The 21,118-nt window shown below is 59.5% G+C and carries 17 protein-coding genes and 2 tRNA genes; 12 read left to right on the plus strand and 7 right to left on the minus strand.

Translation table 11 applies throughout. From position 1 onward, the window contains the following. Positions 1–104: 104 nt before the first annotated feature. The gene (gene dcd / locus J5M66_RS18570) at positions 105–671 is read right to left on the minus strand and encodes a dCTP deaminase (protein WP_007940589.1); all 567 of its coding nucleotides are present in this window, start codon (positions 669–671) and stop codon (positions 105–107) included. Positions 672–1,025: 354 nt separating this feature from the next. On the opposite strand from dcd, the gene J5M66_RS18575 reads away from it, so the two are divergent. Beyond that, on the plus strand, positions 1,026–1,235 hold the full coding sequence (locus J5M66_RS18575) for a cold-shock protein (RefSeq protein WP_002554837.1): 210 nt from the start codon (positions 1,026–1,028) through the stop codon (positions 1,233–1,235). A gap of 118 nt (positions 1,236–1,353) precedes the next feature. Here J5M66_RS18575 and J5M66_RS18580 read toward each other — a convergent pair whose 3' ends face one another. Then, positions 1,354–2,361 (minus strand): DUF481 domain-containing protein, encoded by a 1,008-nt coding sequence (locus J5M66_RS18580; RefSeq protein WP_016771390.1) that lies wholly within the window; start codon positions 2,359–2,361, stop codon positions 1,354–1,356. A 165-nt stretch (positions 2,362–2,526) separates the two neighbouring features. Between J5M66_RS18580 and J5M66_RS18585 the strand changes: the two genes are divergently transcribed. From J5M66_RS18585 to J5M66_RS18600, 4 genes are all read left to right on the plus strand, one after another. Further along, complete coding sequence (locus J5M66_RS18585) at positions 2,527–2,880, plus strand: MGMT family protein (RefSeq protein ID WP_071174585.1); 354 nt, start codon at positions 2,527–2,529, stop codon at positions 2,878–2,880. A gap of 43 nt (positions 2,881–2,923) precedes the next feature. Then, positions 2,924–4,483 (plus strand): AmpG family muropeptide MFS transporter, encoded by a 1,560-nt coding sequence (locus J5M66_RS18590; RefSeq protein ID WP_024011895.1) that lies wholly within the window; start codon positions 2,924–2,926, stop codon positions 4,481–4,483. Between the two features lie 129 nt (positions 4,484–4,612). Next, a complete protein-coding gene (locus J5M66_RS18595; protein ID WP_024011894.1) occupies positions 4,613–6,328 on the plus strand; it encodes a proline--tRNA ligase in 1,716 nt (571 codons plus the stop codon). A 17-nt stretch (positions 6,329–6,345) separates the two neighbouring features. Further along, positions 6,346–7,299 carry a hypothetical protein gene (locus J5M66_RS18600; RefSeq protein ID WP_073475925.1) on the plus strand — a complete coding sequence of 318 codons (954 nt, stop codon included), beginning with the start codon at positions 6,346–6,348 and terminating at the stop codon, positions 7,297–7,299. A 100-nt stretch (positions 7,300–7,399) separates the two neighbouring features. Here the strand turns inward: J5M66_RS18600 and dinB are convergent, their stop codons facing one another. Beyond that, on the minus strand, positions 7,400–8,461 hold the full coding sequence (gene dinB, locus J5M66_RS18605) for a DNA polymerase IV (protein WP_071174711.1): 1,062 nt from the start codon (positions 8,459–8,461) through the stop codon (positions 7,400–7,402). 279 nt (positions 8,462–8,740) lie between these two features. Here dinB and J5M66_RS18610 point away from each other — a divergent pair. The 4 genes from J5M66_RS18610 to J5M66_RS18625 all read left to right on the plus strand — a co-directional run bounded on the left by J5M66_RS18610 (position 8,741) and on the right by J5M66_RS18625 (position 13,325). Further along, positions 8,741–8,817: transfer RNA gene (locus tag J5M66_RS18610), tRNA-Met, on the plus strand. A gap of 217 nt (positions 8,818–9,034) precedes the next feature. Next, positions 9,035–9,111 (plus strand) — tRNA-Met (locus J5M66_RS18615). 279 nt (positions 9,112–9,390) lie between these two features. After that, on the plus strand, positions 9,391–12,030 hold the full coding sequence (mprF, locus tag J5M66_RS18620) for a bifunctional lysylphosphatidylglycerol flippase/synthetase MprF (RefSeq protein ID WP_125918034.1): 2,640 nt from the start codon (positions 9,391–9,393) through the stop codon (positions 12,028–12,030). Next, positions 12,030–13,325 (plus strand): AcvB/VirJ family lysyl-phosphatidylglycerol hydrolase, encoded by a 1,296-nt coding sequence (locus J5M66_RS18625; RefSeq protein WP_122505739.1) that lies wholly within the window; start codon positions 12,030–12,032, stop codon positions 13,323–13,325. The genes mprF and J5M66_RS18625 overlap by 1 nt, the downstream gene beginning before the upstream one ends. A 197-nt stretch (positions 13,326–13,522) precedes the next feature. On the opposite strand, the gene J5M66_RS18630 is transcribed toward J5M66_RS18625, so the two are convergent. Genes J5M66_RS18630 through J5M66_RS18640 form a run of 3 tightly spaced genes read right to left on the minus strand, consistent with a single transcriptional unit; the run spans position 13,523 to position 15,670 of the window. After that, positions 13,523–14,206 carry a serine/threonine protein phosphatase gene (locus J5M66_RS18630; protein WP_125918032.1) on the minus strand — a complete coding sequence of 228 codons (684 nt, stop codon included), beginning with the start codon at positions 14,204–14,206 and terminating at the stop codon, positions 13,523–13,525. Next, positions 14,203–14,901, minus strand: a complete 699-nt coding sequence (locus tag J5M66_RS18635) for a hypothetical protein (RefSeq protein ID WP_125918031.1) — start codon at positions 14,899–14,901, stop codon at positions 14,203–14,205. The genes J5M66_RS18630 and J5M66_RS18635 overlap by 4 nt, the downstream gene beginning before the upstream one ends. Position 14,902: 1 nt before the next feature. Next, positions 14,903–15,670: a hypothetical protein gene (locus tag J5M66_RS18640; RefSeq protein ID WP_016771400.1), complete on the minus strand. Its 768-nt coding sequence runs from the start codon at positions 15,668–15,670 to the stop codon at positions 14,903–14,905. Positions 15,671–16,274: 604 nt separating this feature from the next. Here J5M66_RS18640 and J5M66_RS18645 point away from each other — a divergent pair. Further along, entirely contained in the window at positions 16,275–16,601 is a 327-nt protein-coding gene (locus J5M66_RS18645; protein WP_207808260.1) for a DUF3077 domain-containing protein, read from the plus strand. Positions 16,602–16,797: 196 nt separating this feature from the next. On the opposite strand, the gene J5M66_RS18650 is transcribed toward J5M66_RS18645, so the two are convergent. Next, complete coding sequence (locus J5M66_RS18650; protein WP_076566206.1) at positions 16,798–18,699, minus strand: potassium transporter Kup; 1,902 nt, start codon at positions 18,697–18,699, stop codon at positions 16,798–16,800. A gap of 289 nt (positions 18,700–18,988) precedes the next feature. On the opposite strand from J5M66_RS18650, the gene rimO reads away from it, so the two are divergent. Together rimO and J5M66_RS18660 are read left to right on the plus strand one after the other, a co-directional pair. After that, positions 18,989–20,326, plus strand: coding sequence for a 30S ribosomal protein S12 methylthiotransferase RimO (gene rimO / locus J5M66_RS18655; protein ID WP_024011887.1), 1,338 nt, complete (start codon positions 18,989–18,991; stop codon positions 20,324–20,326). 218 nt (positions 20,327–20,544) lie between these two features. Continuing rightward, positions 20,545–21,018 (plus strand): GNAT family N-acetyltransferase, encoded by a 474-nt coding sequence (locus J5M66_RS18660; RefSeq protein ID WP_073475936.1) that lies wholly within the window; start codon positions 20,545–20,547, stop codon positions 21,016–21,018. Positions 21,019–21,118: the final 100 nt, after the last annotated feature.

A 21,118-nucleotide genomic window follows, 5' to 3' on the forward strand; every position in this document is an offset into this window, starting at 1 on the left:
GCACTCCTCAGTGAAGGCCCGAATCTGTGTGTAACAAAAACGGGCAGTACACCCCATAGAGTGTCTGCCCGCCAAAGAATTCCCGACATCCGTCGGATGGTCGATCAGGTACGCGGCAAGGTTACGCCACGCTGGCCCTGATATTTGCCGCCACGATCCTTGTAGGAAACTTCACATTCTTCATCGGATTCGAGGAAGAGCATCTGCGCCACACCTTCGTTGGCGTAGATTTTCGCCGGCAGGTTGGTGGTGTTGGAAAATTCCAGGGTCACATGACCTTCCCACTCAGGCTCGAGCGGAGTGACGTTGACGATGATGCCGCAGCGCGCGTAGGTGCTTTTACCCAGGCAGATGGTCAGCACGTTGCGCGGAATGCGGAAGTACTCGACGGTGCTGGCCAGGGCGAAGGAGTTCGGCGGAATGATGCAGACGTCGCTGTGGATGTCGACGAAGCTGCCGGCGTCGAAGTTCTTCGGGTCGACAATGGCCGAGTTGATGTTGGTGAACACCTTGAAGTGGTTGGTGCAACGCACGTCGTAGCCGTAGCTCGACACGCCGTAGGAAATCACCCGGCTGTCGTCGCTGCCGCGCATCTGGCGCTCGACGAACGGTTCGATCATGCCGTGTTCCTGCGCCATGCGGCGAATCCACTTGTCCGATTTGATGCTCATGGCGGGTTTGTCCTGAATAGCGAGGTGGAAAATTCTGTCCGGCATCTTACCGGGCGCGTCGCCGCGATCAAAGTGCGCAACGCAATTCTCGGCGAACACCCCGTATTTACGCGCTGTGGCGACGAACCGTCGCACCGCCGATCCCTAAAACACAGAATCCTTTGCAAGAAACATTGGCACGTTCCGGAAAAAGGGTTAAGGTGGCGTCACTGTGTTGCTTGTGTCACTGAGAATCTCTACACGATATGTTGAATTTCGATCCAACCATCTACAAGAATTTTTCCTGCTCTTTGCACTCAGTCTCGGCCAGGGTTCTTCCTGAGTCGCAGTTATCTTTGTTCAAGGAGTTACACCATGTCTAATCGCCAAACCGGTACCGTTAAGTGGTTCAACGATGAAAAAGGCTTCGGCTTCATCACTCCACAATCCGGTGACGACCTGTTCGTTCACTTCAAAGCTATCCAATCCGACGGCTTCAAAAGCCTGAAAGAAGGCCAACAGGTTTCTTTCATCGCTACCCGCGGTCAGAAAGGCATGCAAGCTGAAGAAGTACAAGTTATCTAACTTGTAGCTTCTTTAGAAAAGAGCCCCGCCCTTAAAAGCGGGGCTTTTTTGTGGGCGCCTGCTTTGCGCTGGCAAAAAAAATCGCGACCCTTGGGGCCGCGATTTTTTGTTTCTGCCCTTACCAGGCGACGCCAAACCCTGCGGTATAACGGGTCTTGTTCAGATCCGCATCGTTGGTGCCACTGATGATGTCGCGCTCGGCCTTGAGGTTGAGCGAAGCCCAGTCGGTGACCTTGTAGCGCAGGCCCAGCTCGGCATCCAGTGCGTAATCGGCAACGCCCGACAGCGGCTTGCCGACTTCGCCATTGGTGAAGAACTCGACCTTCTTGCCGATCAGGTAGCGGTTGTAGTCCCACTTCATCGCGACGGAATAGAAGTTGTCCTTGCTGCCATCGCGGTATTCATAGTCGGTGCGGTTGAGCAACGAGCCCAGCGAGAACGCGCCGAGTTCGTCGTCCCAGAACTGGTAGCCGGGACCGGTACCGACCACGCGCTGACGCGCCAGCTCTTCGATGTGATCACGCTTGTAGTTGATGCGTCCCTGCCAGAACCACTGATCGGTGAGGAAGCGGTCGAGGGAGTATTCGGCGCGCCAGTTGTTGGTGGTGGTTTCCGCATCCTGGACTTCGCGGTTGTACTCGCCCTCGCCGGTATGCCGCCAGCGGCCATGGCGAGCAGAAGTCTTGAAGGCAACGTCGTAATCGTCGGTGTCCTTTTCGGCGCGCTGATAGTCCAGCGCCAGATCGACGTTGCCCTTCCACACCAGGTCGGTGACGATCGGCTTGGGCTTGAGTATCTGCTGAATGCTCGCCAATTCGACAGTCTTCGGCTCCTCGCCGTTGGCCAGGGTGACCTTGCCATCGTCGGCCGCGGTGAGCGACTTCGACACTTCGCCGGCATAGGCGTCCTGCTTGACCAGCAGATGCTGATCGCTGTCGAGGGTCTTGACCTCTTTCCAGTCAATCGCCACTGCGCCGGCGTATTTGGTCTGGATCAACAGCTTGCCGCCGTCGAATACCGTGATAGTGCCACTCAGCTTGTCGCCGTTTTTCAACCAGACGGTGTCGGCAAGCAGGGGCGTGGACGCGCTGAAAACAGCAAGGCACAACAGGGTTCTGGGGAACATAAGCAGATCGGGGGCTCGGAGTTGGCGAAAAGGGTCGGCATTATCCGTAGGATTTTGCCCATGACAAGGACTGACCGGACTATTTCAATTGAGTTCATTTCTCAATTGCGCCACGAGCGATTACCCTTGTCGCCATCATCACGCCAATGCTCAGGAGCCGCGTACGTGAAAGACCCGCTCGACAGCGTCGAAAATGATGCGCAAATCCGACGCACGGCACTCTACTCGACGCTCGCGCAAGTGCCTGAAGGCAAAGTCGTCAGTTATGGCCAGTTGGCCGAACTTGCCGGGCTGGGCCGCGCCGCGCGCTGGGTCGGGCGGACTTTGAGCCAGTTGCCTGGCGACACCAGGCTGCCCTGGCACCGCGTACTCGGCGCCGGCGGGCGCATCAGTCTGCCGGTCGGCAGCCCCTCCGGTGATGAACAACGTGCGCGATTGCGTATGGAAGGCATCACCGTCCAGAACAATCGTGTGGATATTCGGCGCCATGGCTGGCGTCCGGTAGAGCACAGCGGTTAGAGTGCGCGCTTTGTTTTCGCAATTTTGAGGCAGACTTCAGCCCATGCCCCGTAAAACCTGGCGCGCCGCGCTCGCCGCCTATGCCAGTCCTTCGACGCTCGTGCTGTTGTTGCTCGGTTTTGCCGCCGGCCTGCCGTACATGCTGGTGTTCTCGACGCTCTCCGTATGGCTGCGTGAAGCAGGCGTGGCCCGTGAAACCATTGGCTATGCCAGCCTGATCGGCCTGGCGTATGCGTTCAAATGGGTCTGGTCGCCCCTGCTTGACCAATGGCGCCTGCCCTTGCTGGGCAAGCTCGGCCGCCGCCGTTCCTGGCTGGTGCTCTCCCAGGCACTGGTGATTCTCGGGCTGATCGGCATGGGCTTCTGTGATCCGCAAAAACATTTGTCCTGGCTGATCGCCATTGCCGTCGTCGTCGCCTTCGCCTCGGCCACGCAGGATATCGCGGTCGACGCCTATCGCCTGGAAATCGCCGATGACAGCCGCCAGGCCGCCCTCGCCGCCAGCTACATGTCCGGTTATCGTGTTGCTGCCCTGCTCGCCACCGCCGGCGCGCTGTTCTTCGCCGAAGGTTTCGGCTCAACCGGCTTCAACTATAAGCACGCGGCGTGGACCGGCACCTATGTACTGTTTGGCGCATTGATGGTGCCCGCACTGCTGACTACGCTGTTCATGCGCGAACCACCGGTGCCGCTGCGCACGCAGTTGCAGGCCGGGCGCTACACGTTCATGCATCAATTGATGTCGGTGTTCGTGCTGATCGTTTTGCTGGTTTCCGTGCCGGCGATGTTCACCCAGCTGTACAACACGGATTTTGCCGGCGTGCTGTTTGGCGACATGAGCCCGCTCGACCTGCTCCTCGAAGATCGCGCCTTTCTGCGCGCCATCCTCTACATATTGCTGACGGGGATGTGCCTGTCGGCCATGGGCCGGCGCGGACTGGCGCCGGTACTGACGCCGATCAATGACTTCATCCTGCGTTATCGCTGGCAGGCGCTGTTGCTGCTGGGCCTGATCGCCACTTACCGGATGTCCGACACGGTAATGGGCGTCATGGCCAACGTGTTTTATATTGACCAGGGTTTCACCAAGGATCAGATCGCCAGTGTCAGCAAGATTTTCGGCCTGATCATGACCCTCGTCGGCGCCGGCATGGGTGGCCTGTTGATCGTGCGTTTCGGCATTCTGCCGATCCTGTTTATCGGTGGTGTTTCTTCGGCAGCGACCAACCTGCTGTTCGTCATGCTCGCGGACATGGGCCCGAACCTGCAGATGCTGGTGGTGACCATTTCCCTCGACAACTTCAGCTCGGGCCTGGCGACGTCGGCGTTCGTTGCCTACCTGTCGAGCCTGACCAACCTGAAGTTTTCCGCTACGCAATATGCCCTGCTCAGCTCGATCATGTTGCTGCTGCCGCGCCTGATGGGCGGCTATTCCGGCGTGCTGGTCGAGAAGTTCGGCTATCACAGCTTCTTCCTCATTACCGCCCTGCTCGGCGTGCCGACGCTGCTACTGATCGCGCTGCACTGGTTCCAGGAGCGCCGCCGCGAAGGACAAACACCGACGCCCGAGCCTGCACCGACGCCCGTCACCGAAGAATCGTAGGACGCTTCGCCAATGGCGGGAGGAATCCCGCCGCTGGCGCCTTCCGCCGGCCACACTTCTGTACGTCAGCAAAACTCGCCGGTACACTGCTCCGTCATTTCCAGTCATAGCAACCGACAACGGCCAACCATGCGCACCAGTCAATTTTTGCTCGCCACACAGAAAGAAACGCCTTCCGACGCGGTCGTGATCAGCCACCAGCTGATGCTGCGCGCCGGCATGATCCGCAAGCTTGCCTCGGGCCTGTACACCTGGCTGCCGATGGGCCTGCGAGTCATGCGCAAGGTCGAAGCCATCGTTCGCGAAGAAATGAACGCTGCCGGTTCTCTAGAAGTGTTGATGCCGAGCACCCAACCGGCCGAGCTGTGGCAGGAATCGGGGCGCTGGGAAGAATACGGCCCTGAGCTGCTGCGCATCAAAGACCGCCACGGTCGTGATTTCTGCGCGGGCCCGACCCACGAAGAAGTGATCACCGATCTGATGCGCAACGAGTTGAGCAGCTACAAACAGCTGCCAATCAACCTGTACCAGATCCAGACCAAATTCCGCGACGAAATCCGCCCACGCTTCGGTTTGATGCGCGGCCGCGAATTCATCATGAAGGACGCCTACTCCTTCCACGCTGATCAGGCGTCACTGCAGATCACTTATGACCGCATGCATGAAGCCTACTGCAACATCTTCACGCGTCTGGGTCTGAAATTCCGTCCGGTAGAAGCCGACAACGGCTCGATCGGTGGTGCCGGTTCCCACGAATTCCACGTGCTGGCCGAGTCCGGCGAAGACGATATCGTCTTCAGCAACGGCTCCGACTACGCGGCGAACATCGAAAAAGCCGAAGCGGTGCCACGGGAAACCTCGCGCCCCGCGCCAACCGAAGAACTGCGCTTGGTCGATACGCCAGACACCAAGACCATCGCGGCGCTGGTGGAAAAATTCAATCTGCCGATTGAAAAGACCATCAAGACCCTGATCGTCCACGCCGAAGAAGAAGGCAAGCTGATCGCGCTGGTGATTCGTGGCGACCACGAACTGAACGAAATCAAGGCTGCCAACCAGCCTGGCGTGGCCAGCCCGCTGGTCATGGCCTCCGATGCCGAACTGCGTGACGCGATTGGCGCCGGCGCCGGTTCGCTCGGCCCGCTGAACCTGCCGCTGCCGATCATCATCGACCGCTCGGTCGCGATGATGAGCGACTTCGGCATTGGCGCGAACATCGACGACAAGCACTACTTCGGCGTGAACTGGGAGCGTGATCTGCCGGTTCCGACCGTTGCCGACCTGCGCAACGTCGTCGCCGGCGACCCAAGCCCGGACGGCAAAGGCACGCTGGAAATCAAGCGCGGCATCGAAGTCGGCCACATTTTCCAGCTGGGCAACAAGTACAGCAAGGCGATGAAGTGCGAAGTGCTGGGCGAAAACGGCAAGCCGGTGACTCTGGAAATGGGTTGCTACGGCATCGGCGTATCGCGCGTGGTGGCTGCTGCCATCGAGCAGAACAACGACGCCAACGGCATCATCTGGAGCGACACCCTGGCGCCATTCCAGATCGCGCTGGTACCGCTGCGCTATGAAACCGAGCAGGTGCGCGAAGCCACCGACAAGCTGTACGCCGAACTGACGGCGGCCGGCTTCGAAGTGCTGCTGGACGATCGCGACAAGAAAACCAGCCCGGGCATCAAGTTTGCGGACATGGAGCTGATCGGCATTCCACACCGGATCGTGGTCAGCGACCGCGGCCTCGCCGAAGGCAACCTGGAATACAAGAGTCGTTCCGAAGCAGAGGCGCAAGCACTGCCGGTGGCCGATGTTGTGTCCTTCCTTCAGGCCCGTATCCGCCGCTGAAACCAGATAGAGACGTCATGTTCAAGCGAAACACCTTAGGCCTCGGTGGCGCCGCCCTGTGCGGCGCCCTGCTGGTCAGCGGCTGCGCCAATCACATGTCGCAACGCAGCGAGCACGAAGAGCGGGTCGAGCGAAAACTGCTCGATCACAGCCTGCAGATCGATGTCGGCGAGCCCAAGGTGCTCGAGCTGCCGCAGCGACGCGTGAAGATCAACGAGCAGAAGACTTTCGAAGTCACCGAGTTCGAGGTCACCCGCCGTTACGACCGCTACACGCCTTATCAACCCTGGCGCGAAGTCTACGAAATTCCGCTGGGCGCGGTGGCCGTGGTCGGTGGTGTCGGTGCGAACGTGGTCAACGTGTTTGCCCTCGGCAACCTGCCGGACAGCGTCACCAAGGATTGGCTGAGCTACGGTTTCGCCGGGCTCAACCCGTTCATGAACGTGCAGTCCAATGGTCGCGCGCAGCAGAACCTCGCGGGCATCGACGAAGTCCAGCGCGACAAGCGCACGGAGTATTCGAGCCTGCCGTGGAGCGAACGACCGGTGCAGGTCAAGGCCGGCAAGCAGACCTTCGACATGACTACCGACCGCAACGGCGTGCTGCGCTTGAATCTGCTCGATAGCCCTTTCGCCGAACATGACCTCAACCATGTTGGCCGCTTGCAGATCAGTGTCGAAGACGCCAAGGACGACGTGCATACCGACTCGACCCTGATGCTCAGCGGCCACCTGCGCGGCAAGTTGATCGAGGCGCACGGGCTGATTTATGACGACCTGGAAGATGATGAGGTGAGCCAGTGGGTACACCGGGTCAAACGCCTGTCGGAGCTGGGCCTGGAAGAAGAAGCCAGCGAATTGGAACAAAGCCTGATCGAACTGACCCGCAATGATCCTGAGTTGCAGACTGAGTTTCTCAAGTCTCTGGCCAAGGATGCCGGGCGCTTAGTGGCTGATCCGGGACCGAATTAAAGCTTAAAAGCTTCGCGAGCAGGCTCGCTCCCCCAGAGGAATGCATTCTAACTGTGGGAGCGAGCCTGCTCGCGAAGAGGCCCTGCCAGGCGCCGCGAATCTACCGCTCAAACAACTCCATCTGCTCAAACCCGCCGCGCAGATCCTCCAGCCTCACTCCTACCCCTAACAACCGCACCGGTTTGCCGCCGCGATTGAACGCCTGCGTCAGCATCAACTGGTAACTGCCAAGGTCCCGCCCTGCCCCGGCCTGTTCCAACGTGGTCTGGGTGAAATCATGAAATTTGACTTTGACGAACGGCTTGCCCGGTCGATAACTGCTGTCGATTCGGGCCATGCGGTTTTTCAAGGTGTCGAGCAACTCGGGCAATTTGTCCAGGCAGCTGCGCAAGTCCGGCAGATCGACGTCGTAGGTGTTTTCCACGCTGATCGACTGACGCCGGCTGTCGTTGTGCACCAGCCGGTCATCGATTCCACGGGCGAGATTCCACAAGCGCTCGCCGAAACTGCCGAATTCGCGCACCAGCGCCAGCCTGCCCCACTCGCGCAGATGCTGGCAGTCAACGATGCCAAGCTTGCCGAGCTTGTCGGCGGTGACCTTGCCGACGCCGTGCAGCTTGCTCACCGGCAGACCACTGACGAACTCCTCGACCTGATCCGGGGTGATCACGAACAAACCGTTGGGTTTTTTCCAGTCGCTGGCGATCTTCGCCAGAAACTTGTTTGGCGCAACGCCAGCGGAAACGGTGATGTGCAACTGATTGGAGACCCGGCGACGAATGTCCTGAGCGATGCGCGTGGCGCTGCCGCCGAAGTGCGCGCTGTCCGACACATCGAGATAGGCCTCGTCCAGCGAAAGCGGCTCGATCAGGTCGGTGTAGTCGGCAAAGATCGTATGAATTTCCTTCGACGCTTCGCGATAAGCCTCCATGCGCGGCTTGACGATGGTCAGGTCCGGGCACAATTTCAACGCGTGACCGGAAGCCATGGCCGAGCGCACACCATAGGCGCGCGCTTCATAGTTGCAGGTGGCGATCACCCCGCGCCGATCCGCCGAACCACCCACCGCCAACGGCTTGCCGGCCAGACGCGGATCATCGCGCATCTCGATGGCGGCGTAGAAACAGTCACAGTCGATGTGGATGATTTTTCGCTGGGTCATGTCGGAAAAAGACAACGTGGCAAGCCGGAGCGGCAGTATCTCATTGGCACCTGTATATAGCACCAGTGGTTGAATGTTCTTTTCCGACCGTAGGAGATTTCCGATGAATTTATTTTTTCAATCATAGATCAACGGGCAATAGAGCTGAAAGCCTTGCACCACCTGCCCTCCGCGCCGGCCAACCGCCGCGAAAAGACGCTAAGCGCTTGAACCTCAACAGATTTATCCAGATCGACGGTTGACACACTGGCGAACCTCTGTAGAATGCCGCCACACAGACGCGGGATGGAGCAGTCTGGTAGCTCGTCGGGCTCATAACCCGAAGGTCGTCGGTTCAAATCCGGCTCCCGCAACCAAACATCAGAGAAGGCTACTCGAAAGAGTGGCCTTTTTTGTGCGCGTCTGTTTTGCAAACGGGCGCCCTGCTCAATCGCTAGCGAAACGGCAATTCGTTGCATTTCCGAAACTTACGCATCACCTGCGACCGTTTGCCGCGATTTCGCAGTTATTTGGCCCATTCCGGGATTAGCGGTTGACACCTCGTCGTTCGCCTGTAGAATGCCGCCACACAGACGCGGGATGGAGCAGTCTGGTAGCTCGTCGGGCTCATAACCCGAAGGTCGTCGGTTCAAATCCGGCTCCCGCAACCAAACATCAAAAAAGGCTACTCGAAAGAGTGGCCTTTTTTGTATCTGTTGAAAAAGTCCTTTCGCAACAATGATCTGTCACTGTGCAGTGAACCGCTGGGGATCATCAGAACCACTGACTTGCGACTATGCTTGAGTCGCAGACAGGGTTTCTGCAATCCAGGAACTGCCCTCGCCGATGCCCGACGAGAGGCGTAGTATTTTGTGATTATTTTTTTCTACAGGGATTGGTAACTTGGCTGGATACCTCCATCCTGTCGCGCACAATCCAAGAGGTGATTGATGCGCGCCAACTCGTCTGATCCACAAGACACCGTTACAGCAGAACAACCGATCAAACCCGAGCGTTTGCGCTGGCTGGATCGATTAAGCAAATACCGTCAGCCGATCGGTCTGGCCGTCACGTTGCTGCTGTTTGCCATTGCCCTGATTGCCTGCCGCCATCTGCTCGCCGAGCTTGATCTCGACGCGCTGCATGACTCGATTCTTGACGTGCCGAAGCCCGCCCTGCTTGGCGCCATTGGCGCGACCGTGGTCGGTTTCATCATTCTGCTCGGCTATGAATGGTCGGCCAGCCGCTACGCTGGCGTGAAACTGCCGCCGCGCACCCTCGCGCTCGGCGGCTTCACTGCATTTGCGATTGGCAATGCCATTGGTCTGTCGCTGCTGTCCGGCGGCTCGGTTCGTTATCGTTTATATGCGCGACTGGGCGTCGGTGCGTCGGAAGTTGCGCACATGACGCTATTTGCCAGCCTCTCGCTGGGCTGCGCCTTGCCGCCACTGGCAGCGCTGGCCACCCTGAGCAACCTGCCCGCCGCCTCGCAAGCGCTGGGACTGTCCGAAGTCTTGCTCGGCTCGGTCGCCGCTGCCGTACTGATCCTCGGTGCAGTGCTGGCGATCGGCATCTATCGCCGTCGTCTGCCGGAACAACCCTACCCCGACAATTTGCTGGTTCGTGCCGGGCGGCGCACCCTGCGTCTGCCGGGTCGGCGCCTGACGTTCCTGCAACTGGTGATCACCGCTCTCGATGTCGCGGCTGCCGCCACCGTTCTCTATTTATTGCTACCGGAAGCGCCGCCGTTTGCGCCGTTCCTGCTGGTGTATCTGCTGGCACTCGCCGCCGGTGTCCTCAGTCATGTACCTGGCGGCGTCGGTGTATTCGAAGCAATTCTGCTCGCCGCATTTGCCGACAAGCTTGGCGCCGCCCCACTGGCAGCCGCACTGCTGCTGTATCGCCTGATCTACGTGGTGCTGCCGCTGCTGGTCGCTTGCGTATTGCTGCTGATCAACGAAGGCCAGCGCCTGTTCCAATCCCAGACCATGCGCGCGGCGTCCGGTCTGGCCGCGCCGGTTCTGGCGGTGCTGGTGTTTCTGTCTGGCGTGGTGCTGCTGTTTTCCGGCGCCACACCGGAAATCGACACGCGCCTGGAGCACATCGGCTTTCTGATCCCGCATCGTCTGGTCGATGCCTCGCACTTTGGCGCCAGCCTGATTGGCGTTTTGTGTCTGTTGCTCGCCCAAGGTCTGCGCCGACGCCTGTCGGCGGCGTGGATGCTGACCGTCATTCTGCTGCTGGTCGGCGCCCTGCTCTCGCTACTCAAAGGCTTCGACTGGGAAGAAGCCACGCTGATGACGTTTACGGCCGCCCTGCTCGGCGTGTTCCGCCGCTCCTTCTATCGCCCGAGCCGTTTGACCGAACTGCCGTTTTCGCCGCTGTATCTGGTCGCAAGCCTGTGCGTTCTGGGCGCTTCGGCCTGGTTGCTGCTGTTCGCCTATCAGGACGTGCCCTACAGCCATCAGCTCTGGTGGCAGTTCACCCTCGACGCTGACGCGCCGCGCGGTCTGCGCTCGCTGCTCGGTGCGGCGGTGTTGCTGGTGATCATCTCGCTGACCTGGCTGCTGCGCACGGCGCGCCCGGTGATTCACTTGCCGACGCCGGACGAACTGGATCGCGCGGCGAAAATCCTCATGGCCTCGTCGCAACCCGACGGTGGCCTCGCGCTGACCGGTGACAAGGCGTTGCTGTTTCATCCCAACGATGAGGCGTTCCTGATGTACGCCCGTCGTGGCCGCAGTCTGGTGGCGCTGTACGACCCGATCGGGCCGAGCCAGCAACGTGCGGAAATGATCTGGCAGTTCCGCGATCTCTGCGATATCCATCACACGCGCCCGGTGTTCTATCAAGTGCGCGCGGAGAACCTGCCGTACTACATGGACATCGGCCTGACTGCGATCAAGCTCGGCGAAGAAGCCCGGGTCGATCTGCTGCGCTTCGATCTGGAAGCCAAGGGCAAGGAGATGAAGGACCTGCGCTACACCTGGAACCGTGGCACCCGCGATGGTCTGTCGCTGGAAATCCATGAGCCGGGCCAGGCGCCGATGGACGAGCTGAAAGTGATTTCCGATGCCTGGCTGACGGGCAAGAACGTGCGCGAGAAAGGCTTCTCCCTCGGCCGTTTCAGCGACGATTACCTGAAGCATTTCCGCATTGCGGTGATTCGCTTCGAAGGCCGCCCGGTGGCGTTCGCCAATCTGCTCGAGACCTACAGCCACGATCTGGCCAGTCTCGACCTGATGCGCGCGCACCCGGAAGCGCCCAAGCTGACCATGGAATTCATGATGGTCGGCCTGATTCAACACTATAAGAGTCACGGATACGCGCGCTTCAGCCTGGGCATGGTGCCGTTGTCGGGGCTGCAACCCCGGCGCGGCGCACCGCTGACCCAGCGCCTGGGCTCGATGGTTTTCCGCCGTGGTGAGCAGCTGTACAACTTCCAAGGCTTGCGCCGCTTCAAAGACAAGTTCCAGCCTGACTGGGAACCCCGTTATATGGCCGTGCCCGCCGGACTCGATCCGCTCGTGGCGCTGGCCGACACTGCTGCCCTGATCGCGGGCGGCTTGACTGGATTGGTGAAACGCTGATGATTCAACGCTCCCTGAAGTACATCCTGGCCGCCCTGCTGGTGCTGGCCGTGATTGCCGGCGGCGGTTACTGGTACCTCAAACGTCCGGCACCGGAACCGACCGTCGAACAACTGAAACCCGCCGATGGCACGGCCATGACCCGCGTGATCCCCGGCAACAAGCCGAAGGCTCAGGTGCTGGTGGCCGTCACCGACGAACAGAAGCTTTCCGAGAAACAACTGACCACCCTCAGCCGCAGCGCCTCGGCGCAGATCGTTCAGGTGATTCTGCCCAAGGACTGCCTGCTGCAAAGCCGCGCCCTGCAATCAGGCCTGCGCGAACTGAATGGCCCGGCCACCCTGGTCAGCGGCATCGGCCCAGGCGCTGTGCTGGCATGGCGCTGGCTGGCGGAACAGAAAGACGATAAGGCCCAGGCCATCTCCGTCGACTTGGCTCTGGAAAAACCCGGCTGCACCCACCTGTTGCCGAAATCCGCCGCCCACGGCCACTGGCTGGTGGCGTGGAACGACAACCCGGACGATGCCAGCGCAGGCTTCGTGCGCGATCAGCCGAACGCCGAAACCAGCATCAGCGACTACGACATCAACCTGTCGCAAGTGCTGAACAACGAACTGCGCAAAATCCTCGTCGGTGGCGACAAGGCCAACGGCGGTCTGGCGATTCCGGTCGTGGAAGTGCCGGCCGGTCAGGCCAACGACACCGTGACCCTGTTCCTCTCCGGCGACGGCGGCTGGCGCGACCTCGACCGCGACGTGGCCGGGGAAATGGCCAAGATCGGTTTCCCGGTGGTCGGCATCGATACCTTGCGCTACTACTGGCAGCACAAGAGCCCGGAGCAAAGCGCACTCGACCTCACCGAACTGATGCAGCACTACCGGCAGAAATGGGGCACCAAGCGCTTCATCCTCACCGGCTACTCGTTCGGCGCTGACGTACTCCCGGCGATCTACAACCGCCTGCCAGAGAACGAACAGCAGCGCGTCGACGCGATCATCCTGCTCGCCTTCGCCCGCACCGGCAGCTTCGAAATCGAAGTCGAAGGCTGGCTCGGCAACGCCGGCAAAGAAGCCGCCACCGGCCCGGAAATGGCCAAGCTGCCAGCCGCCAAGGTTGTGTGCATCTATGGTGAAGAAGAAACCGACGAGAGCGGCTGCACGGACAAGACGGCAGTGGGTGAGGCAGTGAAGCTGCCTGGCGGCCACCACTTCGACGAGAACTACCCGGCGCTGGCCAAGCGTTTGGTGGACTTGATCGAGAAGCGTCAGAGCAAGAACTCGGTCGCCGAAGAGTGATCTGAAGCGCATCCACAAAAAGCCCCCGCAACTTCGCAGTTACGGGGGCTTTTTACATCCCAACAGCCACCAAAATCCCTGTGGGAGCGAGCTTGCTCGCGAATGCGGTGGGTCAGTTTACAGATTCGTCGACTGACACTACGCCTTCGCGAGCAGGCTCGCTCCTACAAGGGGTTGCGCTGGATTCAGGCAACTCGTCAGTCGCGCTGGCCAAGCTGAACATCTATCCACGTGACATCATCGTCGCCAACGCTAAAGTCGCTATCCGGCGCCGCCAACAAAATGCTTTGCTGGGCTTGCGTCAAGTCCGCCCAAAAGCCATCAGTGACAAATACCAAGCGCTCAACAGCCTTCAGTGCACAACAAACAAAGTCAGGGTTCGGAACCCGATTGATTTTCAAGCATCGTGTTACCGAATTTCGCGCGGGGTCTTGCGCCAACTCACAGTGCGAACGGTCGCGCCGCCAATTGGCCTTGCAGTGAGGTGGCGTAATCCACTCGATGGCTCCCGCCAGCGTAACAATCCCGCATGAACAGTCTCCCTCATATGCAATGGTGAGTCGGTCATGAGCGACCAAGCCAATCAGGTAACAGATGGCTCCCGTCTGATCAGCAGGCAACGACGCATGAAAATCCGCCAGTATTGAACCCAATAGACGCTCAACTGCTTCGGGTTCTGCAGGATAGCCCCCCTGCTCCATCCGTGTGGAATGAGCCGCCAACATGCCGCTTACGAAGCTTTCAGCCAGCTGTCCACTGCCGCGCCTGGAAGTGCCATCCGCGACAACAAAAAAACCACCGTCACCCTCACAGGTCGCTCCGGCATAGTCATTATTTGCCCTGCTGGCTTGCCCAGTGATTGATCGGGAGTGGTATCTCATGCGCTGGCCAGCGCTTTCAAACGCCTGTGAATAATCTGCCCTCTGCCTGGATTCGCCTGCACCGAGCCTGAACTTTCGATCACATAGCCAACCCCGTCGAGCGCCATCAGTTTGCGGATTCCATCTGTGACGAACGCCTTAAGGTCGCTGTCGGCCTGGCCCACCTCCTCCAACAGCTCAGGCCGACCATCGATCAAGATGATCATGTCCTCGACATCCTTGTGATAAGGATCACCATTTCCCCGACCGGCGAAAGCTTCCAGTTTCGTCGCGAGAAAATACGTGGGCTGGAATATCTGGATGACAGTGCCGCTGGGCAAGGTGAATTTATCCGCACTCGCCAGCCCCTCGACGAACCAGCGGTTGGCATAGCCGAGTACTGCAGGGTCGGAAGGCATGACATCCACAACAACGTCATTGAAGCGAAAACGACAATTGACCTCGTCCTCACCGGTGATCTTGAATCCCTTGGCAGCCAGCCGCTCAGTGAGTTGGTTCCAGGCGCTGATACCGGCCAACTCGATCACTAAATCAACGTCATCAGTGAAACGAATGTCGTCCAGCACGGCTGTATCTGTAACCAGCATGGAAGTTGTGCAACCGCCAACAAAAGCAACTTCGGCGAGAAACGCCTCGCCCAAGCCTTCAGCCACGAACTCAATAAGTTCGTAGTTGTGATCCGCGTTTGACGACATGTTATTTAAGCCCCATCCCTGCCTTCAGAATACTGATTGCCACACCACACTCACGCGGACCACCCAGACGGATTGCATCAGCGAGCGCCAGATAGTGGTAAAGGATCCGGTCTTTTTTCACCGCTTCCGGCACTGTTTTGTAAAGCGGCTCTATCGCTTGGCCTCGCTCGGTTCCCTGCGCATCCGGCCAGACCGGAATCAAACCACCCGCACTCTTGATGCTTTTGGACAGCGCAGGCGCCGCAAAGCCTGTGGGTATGCCACGAACCATCGCGCCAGGCTTGACCGGGAAGAAGTACTTCAGCGCGTACTCGGTAATTTTCAGCAGTTCCCGGCGGTGCACTTTGGCAAGCCCGGTGTCGTAGTCATGGATGAGCAATCCGGATTCCCGGCATCGGGCGAGAGCATTTGAGACTTCGCTTTTGCTCAGTCCGAGAGAGGCAGACAGCGCACGCAGAGAGTACCGATCGCTCCAACTTGTCAGCGGTGGATCAGATGCTGGTTCCGCCCAACCCTCCCAGCCTGGCCCATCAGCGAAAGGCGAATCGAGTTCGCGGTGTTGGAAGATTGTGTCTTCCCCATCAGTGGAGTAGGTGACCAATGGCTTCCCCACACTCTCCCCTGCGGTCATCGGGCTGACGACATAAGGCCTGAGCAGCTCTTCGACCCTGTCCGAATTCGATTCGGCCTCCATCTCCCCCAAAAGGTTCTCTTCCTGAGCGTGGAGACTGGCCATCTTGAACAAAAGTAAAATGTCTTGACTCTTCATTTAGCTCAAAACCTCGAGTGTCCACATTCCATAAAACGTGGACACTTATCTCACTGCCGAGGCCGGGTCGTCAAGCCCTTGGGTCGATCACTAATCGCTGCATACCTTGCCCTCATATCGTCATGGCTGATTGCGCGGACCAAATCAAAGATGAGCAATCGTTCACTGGCCTCCTTTTCGATCCGAAGCTCCTCTGGTTCATCCTGTACTTCTTGTTCCGCTGATGCCGTCATACGAACCTGAATGCTGTGCACACGTCGCTTCGTGCGTGACGTTTAGTATCGTTTACTTCCAGTCTCGCAATATCAGATGACGGCCACAGACCTTGTAGGCAAACTCCGAAACTCTTGTTGGGCCGCTGTGCCGCTCTATTGCGCTGTTTTTCAACGGGATACTCTCCGGACGTCGCTGACCCATTCAGCGATCGGGTGTGGTAACCCGGAGAAACCATCGCAACAGCCCGCTCCTCGAGTTATGGCGGCTGTGCGTGGGACGCTTTCGAGCGTGCCGGTTTCCTTGGTTCCCGGTTTACCACCCTGCGTACAGTTGCCTCCCTTTCGCGTGGTAACGAAAGTCGCGGCGCTTCGAACTAAGGAGTAACACGATGACCGAACCTGATCTGCACGGACTCGCAAGCGTTAAAACCATCGGCTTCACCCCTTTCCTCTACAACTCGGATCAAGCGTTCTTCAACGTCCGCTCCGGCATTCCGATCATCGATGCCTTGTCCCAATCCTCCGACCTGCTGTCCCTCGCCAAATCCTTCGCCGAGGATGCTGCTTTCATCAAAGACACCGACCGCCACGCCTGGGCTGTGCATTACCTGACGGTGATGGGCAAGGCCTTGATTGATGACGTGATCCAAGCGCTGATCCCACGACCTGCGCGGACGAAGACTGAATCTGAAGAAGAATTACCTGATAGCCACTAACACTGCAGACCCTTGTGGGAGCGAGCCTGCTCGCGAATGCGGTGGGTCAGCCGAAGAATGCTTCTCCTGTCACTCAGCCTTCGCGAGCAAGCTCGCTCCCACAGGGGGATTTGCGTGGGTTTGAGGTTTATGTGCAGGCACAAAAAAGCCCCCGACAGCCTTGAAGCTGACGGGGGCTTTTGAGTTGCGGCGGGGTTTACATCTCCACCTGCGTCCCCAACTCAATCACCCGGTTCAACGGCAGATTGAAGAACCGCAAATTGCCATTGGCATTCTTCAACATGAACGCAAACAGCGCCTCACGCCAACGCGCCATGCCTTCCAGTTTCGAGGCAATCACCGTTTCGCGGCTGAGGAAGTAAGTGGTACGCATCGGGCTGAAATCAAGATCATCCAGATGACACAGCTTCAACGCCTGCGGCACGTCGGGCTCGTCGGTGAAGCCGAAGTGCAGGATCACCCGAAAGAAACCCTCTCCGTGCGCTTCGACCTCGAAGCGCCGCGATGGCGGTACGCGCGGGATGTCTTCGTAGACCACCGTCAGCAACACCACTTGCTCATGCAGCACCTGGTTGTGCAGCAGGTTGTGCAGCAGCGCGTGGGGCACGGCGTCGGAGCGGGCGGTGAGGAACACGGCGGTGCCCTGTACGCGATGCGGCGGTTGCACGCGGATGCTGCTGATGAAGATCGGCAGCGGCAGCGCGCCTTCGTCGAGGCGTTCGACCAGCAGCTGTTTGCCCCGCTTCCAGGTGGTCATCAGCACGAACAGGGCGATACCGGCGATCACCGGGAAAGCGCCGCCCTGAACGATCTTCGGTACGTTGGCGGCGAAATACAGACCATCCACCAACAGGAAGCCGATCAACACCGGCACCGCAAGGATCGGTGGCCATTTCCACAGCAGCAACATCACGGCGGACACCAGAATGGTGGTCATCAGCATGGTGCCAGTCACTGCCACGCCGTAGGCCGAGGCCAGTGCACCGGAGGATTCGAAGCCCAGCACCAACAGGACCACGCCGACCATCAGCGCCCAGTTCACCGCACCGATGTAGATCTGGCCCTGCTCGTCGCTGGAGGTGTGCTGGATGTACATGCGCGGGATGTAACCGAGCTGGATCGCCTGACGGGTCAGGGAGAACGCACCGGAAATCACCGCTTGCGAAGCGATCACCGTGGCCAGGGTCGAAAGGCCGACCAGCGGAATCAGCGCCCAGCTCGGCGCCAGCAGGTAGAACGGGTTACGCGCGGCGTCAGGGTTTTCCAGCAGCAATGCGCCCTGGCCGAAGTAGTTGAGTACCAGCGCCGGCAGCACCAGCAGAAACCAGGCGCGGGCGATCGGCTTGCGGCCGAAGTGGCCCATGTCGGCGTACAGCGCTTCGGCGCCGGTCAGCGCCAGCACAACCGCGCCGAGGATCGCTACGCCCATGCCCGGGTGCACGACGAAAAAATTCACCGCCCACATCGGGTTCAGCGCGTGCAGCACTTCCGGGGTGTGGCTGATGCCGTACACACCAAGGGCGCCGAGGACGAGGAACCAGGTGACCATGATCGGCCCGAACAGAATGCCGATCCGCGCGGTACCGTGGCGCTGGATCAGAAACAGCGCGACCAGTACCACCAGCGACAGCGGCACCACCCAGTGATCGATGCCTTCAAACGCCAGGCCGAGGCCTTCGATCGCCGATAGCACCGAAATGGCCGGGGTGATCATGCTGTCGCCGTAGAACAGCGCCGCGCCGATCAGCCCGCACACCACCAACAACGTGCGCAGGCGCTTGCGCCCCGCCGCTGCCCGCCGTGCCAGTGCCGTCAGGGCCATGATGCCGCCCTCGCCCTGGTTGTCGGCGCGCAGGACGAACATCATGTATTTGATCGAGACCACCCAGATCAGCGACCAGAAGATCAACGACAGAATGCCGAGCACACCGTCGTGATTGACCGGCACACCATAACCGCCGGAAAACACTTCCTTGAGGGTGTACAACGGGCTCGTGCCGATGTCGCCATAAACCACCCCGACCGCCGCGACCAGCATGCTCAGCGGTCTGCTTGCCGAACCCTCGGCGCCCGCCGCATGACTACTTGCCTGACCCATCCAACACTCCTGATCTCGATACCGGCTTCTTTGAAGGAAGCACTATGCTTTGAGTTGCAGCATGCGCTGTTTTACCTGTTGTTACAGACCAATGATTGACTGCACGAAATCGGTAAAGCTCAACGGCGCGAAGCATAGCGCAGCACTCGTCGTATTTCCCCGTATAAAGCTGGTCAAGTGCGTTGCCCGCCGCTAGAATTGCGCACTTTTTGATCAGAGGCGCATCTCAAGCGCCCATCCGTCAGCTGCCGCGCGTGGCCAGCGACGTCACAAAACACCGAGGTTAGACATGTCCACCACTCCTGCGCCGGCCAATCCAAAGGTTGGCTTTGTATCTCTGGGTTGCCCGAAAGCACTGGTCGACTCCGAGCGCATCCTGACCCAGCTGCGCATGGAAGGCTATGACGTGGTGTCCACCTATCAGGACGCCGACGTCGTGGTGGTCAACACCTGCGGTTTCATCGATTCGGCCAAGGCCGAGTCGCTGGAAGTGATCGGCGAAGCGATCAAGGAAAACGGCAAGGTCATCGTCACCGGTTGCATGGGCGTGGAAGAAGGCAACATCCGCGACGTACACCCGAGCGTGCTGGCCGTGACCGGTCCGCAGCAGTACGAGCAAGTGGTCAACGCCGTGCACGAAGTGGTGCCGCCGCGTCAGGATCACAACCCGCTGATCGACCTGGTGCCGCCGCAAGGCATCAAGCTGACCCCGCGCCACTACGCGTACCTGAAGATTTCCGAAGGCTGCAACCACAGCTGCTCGTTCTGCATCATCCCGTCGATGCGCGGCAAACTGGTCAGCCGTCCGGTTGGCGATGTGCTCGACGAGGCGCAGCGCCTGGTCAAATCCGGCGTTAAAGAGTTGTTGGTGATCTCGCAAGACACCAGCGCTTACGGCGTTGATGTGAAATATCGCACCGGTTTCTGGAACGGCGCGCCAGTGAAAACCCGCATGACCGAGCTGTGCGAAGCGCTGAGCACGCTGGGCGTCTGGGTCCGCCTGCATTACGTTTATCCGTACCCACACGTCGACGAGCTGATTCCACTGATGGCCGCCGGCAAGATCCTGCCGTACCTGGATATCCCGTTCCAGCACGCCAGCCCGAAAGTCCTGAAGTCGATGAAACGCCCGGCGTTCGAAGACAAGACCCTGGCGCGCATCAAGAACTGGCGCGAAATCTGCCCGGACCTGATCATCCGTTCGACCTTCATCGTCGGCTTCCCGGGCGAAACCGAAGAAGACTTCCAGTACCTGCTCAACTGGTTGACCGAAGCCCAGCTCGACCGCGTCGGCTGCTTCCAGTACTCGCCGGTGGACGGCGCACCAGCGAATGATCTGGATCTGGAAGTGGTACCGGACGACGTCAAGCAGGATCGTTGGGAGCGCTTCATGGCGCACCAGCAGGCGATCAGCTCGGCACGCCTGCAAATGCGCATCGGTCGTGAGATTGAAGTGCTGGTGGATGAAGTTGACGAGCAAGGTGCGGTCGGCCGTTGCTTCTTCGACGCCCCGGAAATCGATGGCAACGTGTTTATCGACAATGGCAGCAACCTGAAGCCGGGCGACAAGGTCTGGTGCAAGGTGACTGACGCAGACGAATATGATTTGTGGGCTGAGCAGATCTAAGCACCGCAAAATACCTGTGGGAGCGAGCCTGCTCGCGAATGCGCTGGGTCAGTCGCTGTAAATATTGCCTGACACAATGCCTTCGCGAGCAGGCTCGCTCCCACAAGTGAATAGCGCTGTATCCAGAAGCCCCGCTCTTTTCCGAGATACGGGGCTTTTTTGCGGCTATCGTTTAGCGGGGGACGGACTCCCTTGAACCGCACAAGAGGCACACGCACATGCGTCAGCATTCGGTCATTCACACACCGAAAATCAGCGATTACGAAGAACTGACCCGGGTCTGGGAGGCCTCGGTCCGTGCGACTCACCAGTTCCTGCCGGACAGCTACATCGAGCTGCTGCGCAATCTGGTGCTCACCCGCTATCTTGATGCGGTCATGCTGATCTGCACCAAGGATCGCCAGCAGCGCATCACCGGGTTTGCCGGTGTGGCGGCGGGCAAGATCGAAATGTTGTTCATCGATCCTGATCATCGTGGTCAAGGCTTGGGCAAGCAGTTGCTGCGCTATGCGATCGAACGGCTCAACGCCGATGAACTCGACGTCAATGAGCAGAACCCGCAAGCCTTGGGCTTTTATGAAAAGCAGGGCTTCGAAGTGATCGGCCGCTCCGAGGTCGATGGCATGGGCCAGCCGTATCCGCTGCTGCATATGCGCTTGCGGCAGTCCCAGCAGCGCTCAAGCAACGGCTGACACACCATGAAACCCCTGTGGGAGCGAGCCTGCTCGCGAATGCGGTGTACCCGTCACTGCACACATAGACTGGCAGGACGCCTTCGCGAGCAGGCTCGCT

The sequence above is a fragment of the Pseudomonas sp. 67(2021) genome, assembly GCF_017491835.1.
GTDB classification, from domain to species: Bacteria; Pseudomonadota; Gammaproteobacteria; order Pseudomonadales; family Pseudomonadaceae; genus Aquipseudomonas; species Aquipseudomonas atacamensis.